The following is a 12,287-nucleotide window of genomic DNA, read 5'->3' as shown; positions in this document are numbered from 1 at the left end:
CCTCGACAGACTCAAATTGAGGCCACCGTCTTAGGCGTGTTCCCGTCCCCGGGCCAGACGCGAGGTCACAGTCAGGCTTCGCCCTTCAGATAGGGCTCGACCGGACCTTGAAGCTTGACGGTCAGCTGCTTGCCGCGGCGGTCGACGCGGTTGCCGACGGCGAGGCGCACCCAGCCTTCGGAGACGCAGTATTCCTCGACATTGGTCTTTTCCTCGCCCTTGAAGCGGATGCCGATGCCGCGCGCCAGAAGGTCGGCGTCGTGGAAGGGGCTGTCGGGATCGACGGAGAGGCGGTCGGGAAGGACGTCGGACATGGGCGGCTCTGGTCTCGTGCGAGGGCGCTCCATAGCCGGGCCGGGCGATGAAGCCAACCGCGCCGCGACATCCCGTCCCCTTGCGGACACGCGGGCGGCTTCGCACATCTGGGCGGCGATGCGGGCCCCTCTGGCGCGGTCGTCCCCTCCTCAGGGCGACTTCGCGATGTCGGATCGTGACGGACGCGCCGGCGTCCGGGGCCCCTCTCCTCCCTCTGCGGCCTCTGACGTCGGCGCAAACTGACCTCTGAGCAAGCGAGCCCTCGATGCCCCTTCTGATGTGCCCCAATGACAACGCCGCCATGCAGACGCTGGAACGCGGCGGGGTCCAGTTCGACATGTGCCCGACCTGTCGTGGCGTGTGGCTGGACCGGGGAGAACTGGAAAAACTGATGGAGGCGGCGACGGCCGACGGCGCCGCCGCAGTCGCGCCGCCGCCCCAGGCCTCCCAGCCCATGAGCCAGCCCTGGGGACAGTCCAGGCCGGACGGCTACCGTCAGGAAAACTATCGCCCTGACGACTATCGCAAGGACAAGTACCGGCGCGATGACGACGACTTCTATCGCCGTCGCAAGAAGCGCGATTCGATCTTCGACATCTTTGACTGACCTCGGGTCAGCCGACTCGCCGGCGTCAGGCCGTCACTGGACCGACTGGCGCGGGGCCTGCGCCGCCGGCTGGGCGGCGGGGGTCTGCGCTGACGCCTGATACGGCTGAGGACCTGCGGCGGACGGGGTCGGCGCGGGCGTTCGGGCGGCCGGACGGGCCGGAGGTCTGGCCGCCGGACGACGCGCAGGCTGGGCGGCCGGTTTGGCGGTTTCGGCCGCAGGCGCTGCGGCGGTCTGGGCTTGCGGCTGCGTCTGACCCGGCCCCGGGGCGGCAGGCTGCGGCGCCGGTTCGGCGGCGGCGGCCACGGCGGCCTTGGCGGCCATCTGCTGCGCCTGATACCGGCGCGCGAGCTTTTCCGTCAGCTCCCGCGCTGCGGCGGGCGGCATCTGGGCCATGACCGCCGCCAGGCTGCGCGGACGCATGGCGGCCGCGACCGGCAGTCGGACCGAGTCGTCGAGGCTCACGAACACCGCCGCCGCCTCGCGCGGACGCATGGCGGAATAGACGGCGACCAGGCGATCGGTCTCGGCCTTCTCCTTGGCGTCCACCTGTCCCAGCAGACCCTGGATCTCCCCCTTCAAAGCGTTCAGCGCCTGAACCTTGGCGTCCAGCTTCTGCTCGGCGGCGGCCATCAGCGGCAGGGTTGTGGCGAAGTCGGTGTCGCGCGCGTCCAGCTCGGTGCGGCGCTTCATCAGGGACTGGATGATGTTGAGTTCGGCGGGAGACACCCCGACCTGCTGGGCCAGTTGCTCGGGCGTCAGAGCGCAGGCGGCGGTCGGGGCGGGCTTGGCCGGCGCCGGGGCCACCGCTCCGGCGGCCTCCTCGGCCCAGGCGCGCGCGCCGTTGAACAGGTCCGGGCCGGCGCCGACGGCGCGGACGGCGACCACGCCGCCGATGGCCACGGCGATCAGCGGCAGGAGACGGGGAATACGGGCCATGTCAGGGTCTTTCGGACGGCGGGCGGAACGGCGCGGCGGGCTCAGGCGGCGAAGAGGTCTTCGTCCAGGGTACGACGCGCGCGGTTGATGCGGTCTTGAACGGCGTGGTTACCGGCGGCGGCGGTCGGAGCGGCGGACCGGCCGGCGTTGAGCGCGCCCAGGATGGCGCTGACGTTCGCCTGTCCCGGCGCGGCGCCGGCGCCGAGGCCCTGGATGCGGTCGGCCAGGGCCTGCATGCGACGGGCGCGATCGTCGGCCGCGTCGTCCGAGACCTCGACCTCGCGAGCCGGCGTCTGGCGCGACGGCTCCAGCGGCGCCGGGCGCGTCGCAGGACGTCGGGTCTCGGCGAGGGCGTCGCTGCGGGCGCCGATCTGGCCCTCGGCGCGCTCCATGCGCGACATCAGGGTTTCGAGCTCGGTCTTCAGGGTGCGGGCCTTGATGATCCGGTCGTGCAGCAGATCGGCGTCCTCGCCGGCGGCGCGCAGATCGGCCAGGGCCGACTGGGCGCGGCCGGCCGCGGCGTTGAGCTCGCCCACCGCCCCGGCGAAGGCCAGCTGGCCCTCGCGCAGAGCCGTCAGCTTGCGCTCGAGCCGCAGCCCGTAGGCCAGGGCGGCCACAAGCAACAGCATCAGGACGGCATCCAGAACCACGCCGATCATCAGCGAACTCCCTTGGACAGAGCGGCGGCGGCGTCGATATTGATCGGCGCCTCGACGCGAACGGCGATGTGCTGGCCCTTGCGGCCCATGCGGCCGGTGGTGACCGGAATGGCTCCGCAGCGGATCGACACATCTGAATCGGGTGTCGCGTTCAGCATGAAGGTGTCGCCGACCTTCAGATCCAGAACGGTCGACAGCGGCGCCTGCTGCTCATCGAGAACCACGCGCACTTCGGTATCCGTGGTCCAGAGCTCGGTGGCCAGGTGGCCTTCCCAGATGTTGTCGCGGCCGAACTTCTCGCCCATGAACTGCTGCAGCAGCATCTTCCGGATGGGCTCCAGCGTGGCGTAGGGCAGCAGCAACTCGACGCGCCCTCCGCGATCCTCCATGTCGATGCGCAGCTTGACCAGGATGGCGGCGTTGGCCGGGCGCGCGATGGCGGCGAAACGGGGATTGGTCTCCAGACGATCCAGATTGAAGTGGACGGGCGTCAGGGGCTCGAACGCCGACTGGGCATCAGCCAGGATCACCTCGACCATGCGCTGGACCAGCATCCGCTCAATAGTGGTGTAGGGTCGTCCCTCGATACGCAACGCGGCCGTGCCGCGACGTCCGCCCAGCAGCACGTCGACGATCGAATAGATCAGGTTGGAATCGACCGTCAGCAGGCCATAGTTGTCCAGTTCCTCGGCGCGGAAAACGGACAGGATCGCCGGCAGGGGAATGGAGTTCAGATAGTCGCCGAACCGGATCGACGAGATGTTGTCGAGGCTGACCTCGACGTTGTCCGAGGTGAAGTTGCGCAGCGACGTCGTCATCAACCGCACCAGGCGGTCAAAGACGATCTCCAGCATCGGCAGACGCTCGTAGGAGACGAGGGCCGAGTTGATGATGGCGCGAATGCCGCTGCGTTCCGAGCCGTCGTCGTCCCCCAGATCGAAGCCGAGCAGGCTGTCGATCTCATCCTGGTTCAGGACGCGCTCGTTGACGGCGCGAAACTCTTCCCCCGTATCGGCGAAGGCGGCGTCGGTCATTGGCCCGCGACCAGCATTTCTTCGATCAGGACCGCGTCGACCTTGCCCGGCGCGGCGATCAGATTGACCCGCCGCAGGATCTCGGTCCGCAGTTGGTAGGTGCCCGCCGAGCCCGACAGATCCTCCGTCCTCAGCTCCGGCAGGAAGGTCTGGAACATATCGCGGACCCGGGGATAGTTTTCCTGCAGGATCGTGGCCGCCTCGGCGTCGTGCATCTCCAGCGTCAGCTTCAGCTTGAGGTAGGTCGGACGTCCGTCCGGCGATTGGATGTTCGCCGTCAGGTCGGGCAGGCTGTAGAAGGTGACGCCGTCAGCGCCCTCGGAGATGGTTCCGACATTGGCCGCAGCCTCGTCGCCGCCCTTTTCGCCGTGCCCCCCACCCTTCTTCTCGGCCTTCTTGCCGTGACCGTCGTCCTTCGCCTTTTCTTCGCCGTGCTCGCCCTCCGCGGCGGCCGACTTGGGCTGCAGCATGAAGAAGGCGGCCGCGCCGCCACCGCCCAGCACCAGGACGGCGACCGGGATGATGATCAACAGAAGGGGCAGCTTCTTCTTGGCCGGAGCCTCGCCCTCGGCAGCGCCCTCCCCGCCGGCGACGGCCGGCGGTTGGGCGTCCCCGCCCTTCTTCTTGCCCAGCTTCAACATACCGTTGCGGCCCCCGGATGATTCCGCCTTCCAGATGCGGCCGGTTTGGTTAACGGCGCGCTAACAATCGGCAAATCCTGCCGGGCCCGGCGGCTCGAAACGGTCCCAGAATCCCCACTGGACGGGCGTTAACCACGTTGGCACGACGGTTGCAGGGAGGGTGGGCGAAGGAGCCCGCCTTGGAAAACGCCGCCTACATCGGACTGTCCCGCCAGATGACGCTGCGCCGCGAACTGGACGTCGTGGCGAACAACATCGCCAATGCGGACACCACCGGGTTCAAGGTCGAGCAACTGCTGACCTCGGCGGAGCTTGGGCGGCGGGCCCGCAACGACCAGGTCCGCCCGTCCGCCAGCTTCGTGCTGGACAACGGCGTCGGCCGGGACTTCGCCCAGGGCGCCGTACAGCAGACCGGACGCGTTCTGGACTTCGCCATCGAGGGCGAAGGCGCCTTCTTCGCCGTGAACGACGGGGCCGGAACGGCCTATACGCGCGACGGCGCCTTCACCACCGACCCCGAGGGCCGACTGGTCACCCAGGGGGGCCTGGCGGTTCAGGGCGACGCCGGCGACATCATCCTGAACCCGGAACTGGGCGCGGTGGCGGTCGGTCAGGACGGAACCATCAGCCAGAACGGACAGTTGGTCGGCCGCATGACCCTGGTGCGGTTCGACACCCTGGGCGCGCTGTCGAAGGACGGCGACGGCCTGTACCGCAACCGCTCCAACGCCCAGACCATCGAGGCCACGGGCGCCAAGATCCGCCAGGGGGCGCTGGAAGGCTCCAACGTCAACCCTCTGATCGAAATCACCAATCTGATCGAAATCCAGCGCGCCTATGAGAGCGTCAGCCGGATGATCGACAACACCAACGACCTGTCCCGCCGCGCCGTCGAGCGGCTGGGCCGCGTCAGCTAGGGAGAGCCATCATGCGCGCACTCAGAACCGCCGCCTCGGGCATGGCCGCCCAGCAGCTGAACGTGGAGGTCATCTCCAACAACATCGCCAACATGAACACCATCGGCTACAAGCGTCAGCGCGCCGAGTTCCAGGACCTGATGTATCAGAACGTCGAGCGGATGGGCGCGCAGTCGTCCAGCGCCGGCACCGTCGTTCCCACCGGCATCCAGGTCGGTCTCGGCGTCAAGGCGGGCAGCGTCTACCGCATCACCGAGAACGGCACCCCGACCCGAACCGACAACCGCTACGACATCGCCATCGACGGCAAGGGCTATTTCCAGATCACCCTGCCGTCCGGCGAGACGGCCTACACCCGCGCGGGCAACTTCTCGGTCAATCCTGAGGGTCAGCTGGTGACCGAGGACGGCTATGCCGTCGAACCGGCCATCACCATTCCGCAGAACGTGGTGGATGTGACCGTGTCCAAGACCGGCCTGGTCCAGGTCACGCTGGACGGACAGGCGGAACCCCAGACCGTCGGCCAACTGGAACTCGCCAACTTCTTCAACGAGGCCGGGCTGGAGGCGGTGGGCGACAATTTGCTGCTGGAGACCGCGGCGTCGGGTCCGGCGACCGTGGCGGCGCCGGGCGAGCCGGGCTTCGGGCAACTTCTGCAGGGCTTCACCGAGGCCTCGAACGTCGACGCCGTGGCCGAGATCAGCGCCCTGATCATCGCCCAGCGCGCCTATGAGATGAACTCCAAGGTCATCTCGACGGCCGACGACATGATGGCCGTCACGGCCCAGATCAAGAACTAGGGGCGCGCTGAACCATGAAGACCTCGCCCCTCCTGCTGGCCCTGATCGTGACGGCGGCGGCGGCGCCCGCCCTCGCCGGGCCCGTGACCCTGAAGGCCAACCCCGTCGACGACGACGGCCGCGTCACCCTGGGCGACATCTTCGACGGCGCGACCGGCGCGGCCGCAGGAACGGTGATCGGAACCCGCGCCGGCCCGTCCGTCATCTTCGAGGCCGGCGCGCTCCAGGCCCAGGCCCTGCGGGCGGGGCTGCGCTGGGACAACGCCGCCGGCCTGAGCCGGGTCGTGGTGCGCGCCGCCTCGGCCGCCCCGGCGGGAGGCGAGCCCGTGACCATGACCCCTGTCGTCACGCCGACACGCGCCCCCGCCGCCCGCACCACGGCGGCGACCCGCGCCATCAGCCGCAACGACATGGTCAGGGTCGAGTTCATCTCCGGCGGCGTCAAACTGACCATCACCGGCCGCGCCCTGCGGAACGCCGCCGTCGGCGAGCCCGTGCCGATCCTGAACCTTCAGTCCGGACGTACGATCGACGCCGTCGCCATGGGCCCCGGACGTGCGGTGACCGGCCCCGCCGCCCAGACCTTCCGGGACGCCGCCGACCGCGCAGACGCCCCCCTCGCCGCCCAGCATATCCGTTGAGATCCCGCATGACCCGCAAGACCCCCTCGATCCAGATCCTGGCGTCCGGCGCCCTGGCCCTGACCCTGTCCCTGGGCGCCTGCTCGACCGCCGTCGAAGCGGTGCGCGGGCCTGAACTTGCGCCGATCGGCTATCCGGCCGCCCTGGTGCCCACCAGCCAGACCTACCTGCCCAGCGCCGAGGAGCAGGCGGCCCAGCGCGCCGCCAGCGCCAACAGCCTGTGGCGCACGGGCGCCCGCACCTTCTTCGGCGACCAGCGCGCCCGCCGCATCGGCGACATCGTCACCGTCGCCATTTCAATCGACGATCGGGCCCAGACCTCCAACTCGACCCAGCGCGCCCGCACCAATGACGCCTCTGGCGGCGTGACCAACTTCTTCGGCCTGGAGAACAGCCTGGGCCGCGCCTTCCCCGGCGGTTTCGACCCGGCCAACATGGTCGGCGTCCAGGGCGAGGCCAACGCCTCCGGCTCCGGTTCGGTCAGCCGGTCCGAGCGGGTCAACCTGACCATCGCCGCCGTGGTCACCGACGTGATGGCCAACGGCAATCTGATCATTCAGGGTCGGCAGGAAGTGCGCACCAACCGCGAGGTGCGCGAACTGACCGTCGCCGGCATCGTGCGGCCCGAGGACATCTCCAGCGCCAACACCATCAACCACACCCAGATCGCCGAGGCGCGCATCAGCTACGGCGGGCGCGGCGACATCAGCCGCATGCAGGCCACACCCGCGGCCCAGTCCCTGGTCGAGCGGTTCAGCCCCTTCTGACGACCGGCGCGGGAACACGCTTGTCAAACGGCGAGGGCTGACCGAACCTCCGCCGTTTCCTCGCGTTGGAGAGGTCGATGACCGCCGTTTCCACCCGCCTCGCGCCCCTCGCCGCCCTCGCTGCGGCCTCGGTCCTGGCCGCCGCCTGCTCCACCACGACGCCCGCGCCCACGCCGCCCGCCGCCTCCGGCGCCCCCATGCCGGTCGCCGGCCTGGATTGGCACCTGACCGTCGACGAGCCGGAAGCCAAGCTGGCCTACGGCATCGCCGAGAGCGACGAACTGAAGCTGGGCCTGACCTGCGAAAAGGGCTCCGGCCGGCTGGAGATCAACGCCATGCGGCCCGCCGGAGCGCGCGACCTGTATCTGGAATCCGGCGGCGAGACGGAGCGGTTCTCGGCGCGCGCCGAACCGTCGGAACTGCATGAGGGCGTGTTCCTGTCGGCCCAGTCCCGCACCAGCCATCCCGTGTTCCAGCGGTTCCGCAAGGTCGGCTGGCTGGCCGACCTTCAGGGCGATCGGCGCGAGACCTATGCGCCCCACGCCGCCTCCGCCCCCGACATCGAACGCTTCTTCGCCTTCTGCGGCTGATCAGGCCTCGACGCCGACGCCGATCGGACAGGTCACGCCCGTACCGCCGATGCCGCAATAGCCGGCGGGGTTCTTGGCCAGATAGCCCTGGTGGTAGTCCTCAGCGAAATAGAACGTCGGCGCCGGCGCGATCTCGGTCGTGATCGTCCCCTGACCGGCGCGGGTCAGGGCCGCCTGATAGGCGTCTCGCGACGCCTCGGCCGCGTCCCTCTGACCCTCGTCCAGATAATAGATGGCCGAGCGGTAGGTCGTGCCGATGTCGTTGCCCTGGCGCATGCCCTGGGTGGGATCATGATTCTCCCAGAACAGCTTCAGCAGCGCTTCATAGCTGACCACCGCCGGATCGAAGACCACCTTCACCACCTCGGCGTGGCCGGTCAGGCCGGTGCAGGTCTCCTCATAGGTCGGGTTCGGCGTCAGTCCGCCCGCGTATCCCGCCGCCGTCACCCACACGCCCGGCGTCTGCCAGAACACCCGCTCCACGCCCCAGAAACAGCCCATGCCGAAGATCGCGGTCTGGAAGCCTTCGGGATACGGCCCCTTCAGCGGATGGCCCAGAACGAAGTGGCTCTCGTCGGTCCGCACGGGCTGATCGCGCCCGGGCAAGGCCGTCGTCGCGGTCGGCAGGGTGGTTTTCTGGGTCAGCATGATGATCTCCGTCGAGGGGGAGGGATTTACACCCATATGGGGCGTCATCCACGACTTGCCGAGGGGCACGGCTTGTTCTATCAGCCTGCCTCCCGTCGGATCGACCGTCCGACGGCTCTACGCTGGTCGTGGAACGGACAGGTGGCGGAGTGGTCGATCGCGCACGCTTGGAAAGCGTGTGTAGGTGAAAGCCTACCGAGGGTTCGAATCCCTCTCTGTCCGCCACGCACCCCCGAAACAGTTCTCTGATCTGATCCCGGCCCGATAAGAGCCCGGAACGTCGAGACAATTCGCCACCAAACTCGCCTACCGCCCGCTGTTTAGCCGCCTTCGGAGCGGCCTATCGGCTGCGGTTGGCCGGCCAGTCTCTGCGCGAACCGCATCTGGTGGAGTTTCCCTGTTATGGGCCCGAACAGGGAAATCAGTTGTTTCCTGGACGCGCGATTGTGCGGCCAGGAAACCGCCTCGCCTCGCAAACCCATTCAGCGCGGGCGGTCGGCCCGAATGGCCTGGCGGTCGGGCCCGAATTTAACAGGGAACGATATCTCGCCGGAACAGGGACCATTTGAACGGAACAGGGACCGACATTTCGCGGAACAGCGAATGTCCCTGAGCGGAACAGGGATCATTTTCCGTCGAAGCGCAGTGAGCGCCGCTGCTCGGCCCAGCAGGTAGGAAGCTGCATCTTGAGCAGCTGGTCGAGGGTGAGCCCTGGCAGCTGGCGACCTTCCAGGATCGCCTGCTGTATGTCGGGGGCCAAGAACACCAGCCGCCAGAGGCGCCGGTCATATTCGTTCTTAGGCACCCCGCTTCCTGAGAATGACCCGTCTGCCGCCCTCCAGCCGAGATCCGCCGCGACGCGATGCGCCTTGCGCACGCCCCTGATTAGAACTGGATCGCGGCGGGCCTTCCGGACCGCCGATCCGCAGGCTGGGGTCATCACCCATGTCCGGCCGCCGCGCGCCTGGCATCGGACCGGCGCGATCAGAACCCTGAGGTCCGCGTGGGTGTCGCAAGGGAGGAGCCGCTCGCGTACGTCCCGCGGCAGCGCCTGGGCTTCGAAGGCGATGCGCAGGTCCTGCGGCAGCACTTCCACCCGCCGTACCGGCTTCAGCATCTCCGCTAGCGGCCGTTCAGCGGCGCCTGCCATCACCGTCGCCAGGTGCGTCCGCACCGCCTCCTCCAGCACCTCGGCTGCGACCCGGCGCAGCACGCCTTCCCGCACCTCCACCTGGCGACCTTGCTGCAGCGGCGCCGACACATAGTAGCGGTAAACCTTGCCGCCCCGGCCGTAGCCGAACGATGGACTCATGGGATGCCCGTCGGCGTCGAAGACCAACCCCTTCAGGGGCAGTTGGGCCGAGCGCAAGGGCCTGTCCTTTCGGGTGCGGGTGTTGGCGGCGATCTGCGCCTGCACCCTGGCGAACACTTCCGGCTCGATGATCGGCGGGTGACAGCCGGGGACGCTGCTCGCACCGTGCACGATCTCGCCGAGATAGATGCGGTTGCGCAGCATGTGGAACAGGGCGCCTCGGCTGAGCGGGACCCCGCCTGACCGCGTTCCCCTCGCACTCACCCAGACCTTGGACCGCGTTCCCTGCTGAGCGAGCTTCGCCTCCAGCGCCGAGACCGAACCCAACTCCAGATAAAGGTCGAAGATCGCCCGCACCTGCTCCGCCTCGGCGTCGTTTCGCACGAGGGTGCGGGTCGCCCGATCGATCGGCGGGTCGTAACCCATGGGCGGAAGCCCACCCATCCACATGCCCTTGGCCTTGGACGCGGCGATCTTGTCGCGGATACGCTCCCCGGTCACCTCCCGCTCAAACTGAGCGAACGACAGCAGCACGTTCAGGGTCAGCCTGCCCATGGAGGTGGTGGTGTTGAATGACTGCGTCACCGACACGAACGACGCCTGCGCCTTGTCCAGCCGGTCGACGATGCGCGCAAAGTCAGCCAGCGAACGTGTCAGGCGGTCGATCTTGTAGACCACGATGGTGTCAATCCGCCCGGCGTCCACATCCGCCAGAAGCCGCTTCAGCCCGGGGCGTTCGATATTGCCGCCGGAAAAGCCTCCGTCATCGTAGGCGTCAGGCAGCGCCTTCCAGCCCTCGCTGGCCTGACTGCGGACATAGGCCTCGCATGCCTCCCTTTGCGCATGCAGGCTATTGAAGGCCTGGTCCAGACCCTCCTCGGTGCTCTTGCGGGTGTAGATCGCGCAGCGAACCATCGGGCGAGGGACGGTCATGGCGCGCCCTCGCCTTCCCTCAGGCCGAAGAACCGCGGTCCGTTCCAACGTGAGCCGGTGATCTTGCGGGCCACTTGCGACAAACTGCGGTGTAGCTCTTCCTGGTGCCGGAATCGCCCATCCGGCTCCACCACCACCTCATGCCGAACACCCTGCCATTCCCTGACGAGCCGGGTCCCCGGCGTCAGGGCCGTTGGCGACGGCGCCGAGGACGCGCGGCGCAGAGCACGTCGCAACTCCCCGTCGAGACCACCGTCACGGGCTGCCTGCAGGCGCCAGGCCAGCATCAGGGCGAGAATCTCTGGCGAGCGGATCGACGGCGGTGCTCCGAAGCGATCGCGCCAGATCGCTCGAAGCGGCTCCAGACCCAGGTCGCCGAGGGTCGCGCAGTCGATGTCTCTTGAAGCCGTGGTTTTCATGGCAGGCCCTGTCTTCAAGGGCTCTGCTCGCCCCCACCGGAGCAAGCCCGGTATGGACCGGGCGCGCAGACACTAACGCTCCACCCAGGCCGACAGTCCAGTCGCCGCCACTCAGTTCGACGCTTATGTGGACAATGGCCGCATCAAGGACTAGGCGAATCAATGTTCGTGCTACGTTCACCCCATGAACACCGTCGCACGCCCACGGCGTGACCTGGAGCGGAACAGTGGTGGCGCGCCTGGCCGAGCGGGGCGCCCCCATCGTCTTCTGTGGGACCAATCATTCCCCCATAGCCGTCACCCTGCCGCTGGAAGGGCATCACGCCCAGGGCGGGCGGATTCAGGATCAGCTGAACGCCTCCCGACCTCTGTCCAAACAACTGTGGCGACGGATCGTCTCGGCCAAGATCGCCATGCAGGGCTCCCTGCTCGCAGCGCGGGGCATAGAGGGCGCCCAAGCCTTTCCCTTCATGGCCGCGCGGGTAACGTCAGGCGACAAGGAGAATCTGGAAGCCCAGGCGGCGCGGCGCTACTGGCCCTTGCTGATGGGCGTCGGGTTCCGCCGCGACAGGGACGCCGTGGGGGTTAACGCCCTGCTGAACTACGGTTATGCGGTGATGCGGGCGACCTGCGCCCGGGCCGTAGCGGCCGCCGGCCTTCACCCCAGCCTCGGCATACAGCATTCCAATCGAGGCAACGCCTTCGCTCTGGCCGACGACCTGGTCGAGCCGTTCCGTCCCTTGGTTGACGCCTTGGTCGATCAGATGCTGCGATCCGGAACCACGACGCTGGATCCCGTGGTGAAGCTGCGGTTCGCGCGCTTGATCGCCTTCGATCTGAGGATCGCAGGCGAGGTCTCGCCGGTGTCGATGGCGGCCCATAGGCTGGCCCGGTCTCTATCCCGATCATTCGAGATCGGCCGACCGGAGTTGGCTCTGTTCGATCCGCCCACCCCCGTGGAATGGGCGGTCGTCGGCGCACCTGATCTGGACCGCCTCGCCACCGGATCTCCCTCATCCGCCGCCGAGGATGCATGAGCCGGCGGGAGGCTCTTCATCTGAGCGG

General features: G+C 68.3%; 15 protein-coding genes and 1 tRNA gene. 8 read left to right on the top strand and 8 right to left on the bottom strand.

Annotated elements, in window-relative coordinates:
- Positions 1-71 precede the first annotated feature (71 nt).
- A complete protein-coding gene (locus tag ACO2Q1_RS02550; RefSeq protein ID WP_423327976.1) occupies positions 72-314 on the bottom strand; it encodes a DUF3297 family protein in 243 nt (80 codons plus the stop codon).
- Positions 315-580: 266 nt separating this feature from the next.
- On the opposite strand from ACO2Q1_RS02550, the gene ACO2Q1_RS02545 reads away from it, so the two are divergent.
- On the top strand, positions 581-922 hold the full coding sequence (locus tag ACO2Q1_RS02545) for a zf-TFIIB domain-containing protein (protein WP_423327975.1): 342 nt from the start codon (positions 581-583) through the stop codon (positions 920-922).
- A gap of 33 nt (positions 923-955) precedes the next feature.
- Here ACO2Q1_RS02545 and ACO2Q1_RS02540 read toward each other — a convergent pair whose 3' ends face one another.
- From ACO2Q1_RS02540 to ACO2Q1_RS02525, 4 genes are read right to left on the bottom strand one after another with little or no spacing between them, the layout of a single operon-like run.
- On the bottom strand, positions 956-1,861 hold the full coding sequence (locus tag ACO2Q1_RS02540; RefSeq protein WP_423327974.1) for a MotE family protein: 906 nt from the start codon (positions 1,859-1,861) through the stop codon (positions 956-958).
- Positions 1,862-1,902: 41 nt separating this feature from the next.
- Positions 1,903-2,520, bottom strand: coding sequence for a DUF6468 domain-containing protein (locus tag ACO2Q1_RS02535; protein ID WP_423327973.1), 618 nt, complete (start codon positions 2,518-2,520; stop codon positions 1,903-1,905).
- Positions 2,520-3,554: a flagellar motor switch protein FliM gene (gene fliM, locus ACO2Q1_RS02530; protein WP_423327972.1), complete on the bottom strand. Its 1,035-nt coding sequence runs from the start codon at positions 3,552-3,554 to the stop codon at positions 2,520-2,522. The genes ACO2Q1_RS02535 and fliM overlap by 1 nt, the downstream gene beginning before the upstream one ends.
- Positions 3,551-4,195 (bottom strand): flagellar basal body-associated FliL family protein, encoded by a 645-nt coding sequence (locus tag ACO2Q1_RS02525; protein WP_423327971.1) that lies wholly within the window; start codon positions 4,193-4,195, stop codon positions 3,551-3,553. Before ACO2Q1_RS02525 ends, fliM begins: the two co-directional genes overlap by 4 nt.
- A gap of 179 nt (positions 4,196-4,374) precedes the next feature.
- Here ACO2Q1_RS02525 and flgF point away from each other — a divergent pair, with 179 nt between their 5' ends.
- The 5 genes from flgF (at position 4,375) to ACO2Q1_RS02500 (ending at position 7,910) form a co-directional block, all read left to right on the top strand.
- Complete coding sequence (gene flgF / locus ACO2Q1_RS02520) at positions 4,375-5,112, top strand: flagellar basal-body rod protein FlgF (RefSeq protein WP_423327970.1); 738 nt, start codon at positions 4,375-4,377, stop codon at positions 5,110-5,112.
- A gap of 11 nt (positions 5,113-5,123) precedes the next feature.
- On the top strand, positions 5,124-5,912 hold the full coding sequence (flgG, locus tag ACO2Q1_RS02515) for a flagellar basal-body rod protein FlgG (protein ID WP_423327969.1): 789 nt from the start codon (positions 5,124-5,126) through the stop codon (positions 5,910-5,912).
- A 14-nt stretch (positions 5,913-5,926) separates the two neighbouring features.
- A complete protein-coding gene (locus ACO2Q1_RS02510) occupies positions 5,927-6,553 on the top strand; it encodes a flagella basal body P-ring formation protein FlgA (protein WP_423327968.1) in 627 nt (208 codons plus the stop codon).
- Positions 6,554-6,561: 8 nt separating this feature from the next.
- Positions 6,562-7,320: a flagellar basal body L-ring protein FlgH gene (gene flgH / locus ACO2Q1_RS02505; protein ID WP_423327967.1), complete on the top strand. Its 759-nt coding sequence runs from the start codon at positions 6,562-6,564 to the stop codon at positions 7,318-7,320.
- A 77-nt stretch (positions 7,321-7,397) separates the two neighbouring features.
- Complete coding sequence (locus ACO2Q1_RS02500) at positions 7,398-7,910, top strand: hypothetical protein (RefSeq protein ID WP_423327966.1); 513 nt, start codon at positions 7,398-7,400, stop codon at positions 7,908-7,910.
- Here the strand turns inward: ACO2Q1_RS02500 and msrA are convergent, their stop codons facing one another.
- Positions 7,911-8,558, bottom strand: a complete 648-nt coding sequence (gene msrA / locus ACO2Q1_RS02495; protein ID WP_423327965.1) for a peptide-methionine (S)-S-oxide reductase MsrA — start codon at positions 8,556-8,558, stop codon at positions 7,911-7,913.
- A 135-nt stretch (positions 8,559-8,693) separates the two neighbouring features.
- On the opposite strand from msrA, the gene ACO2Q1_RS02490 reads away from it, so the two are divergent.
- Positions 8,694-8,783, top strand: a tRNA-Ser gene (locus ACO2Q1_RS02490).
- Between the two features lie 400 nt (positions 8,784-9,183).
- Here the strand turns inward: ACO2Q1_RS02490 and ACO2Q1_RS02485 are convergent.
- A complete protein-coding gene (locus ACO2Q1_RS02485) occupies positions 9,184-10,803 on the bottom strand; it encodes a recombinase family protein (protein WP_423327964.1) in 1,620 nt (539 codons plus the stop codon).
- The gene (locus ACO2Q1_RS02480) at positions 10,800-11,222 is read right to left on the bottom strand and encodes a DUF2924 domain-containing protein (RefSeq protein WP_423327963.1); all 423 of its coding nucleotides are present in this window, start codon (positions 11,220-11,222) and stop codon (positions 10,800-10,802) included. The genes ACO2Q1_RS02485 and ACO2Q1_RS02480 overlap by 4 nt, the downstream gene beginning before the upstream one ends.
- A 209-nt stretch (positions 11,223-11,431) precedes the next feature.
- On the opposite strand from ACO2Q1_RS02480, the gene cas1 reads away from it, so the two are divergent.
- Positions 11,432-12,259, top strand: coding sequence for a type II CRISPR-associated endonuclease Cas1 (gene cas1, locus ACO2Q1_RS02475; protein WP_423327962.1), 828 nt, complete (start codon positions 11,432-11,434; stop codon positions 12,257-12,259).
- Positions 12,260-12,287: the final 28 nt, after the last annotated feature.

Origin of the sequence: Brevundimonas sp. VNH65 (assembly GCF_049445955.1) — a bacterium.
Taxonomy (GTDB): domain Bacteria; phylum Pseudomonadota; class Alphaproteobacteria; order Caulobacterales; family Caulobacteraceae; genus Brevundimonas.
The sequence above is the reverse complement of the archived record's forward strand: the minus strand, read 5'-3'. Positions and strand labels throughout refer to the sequence as shown.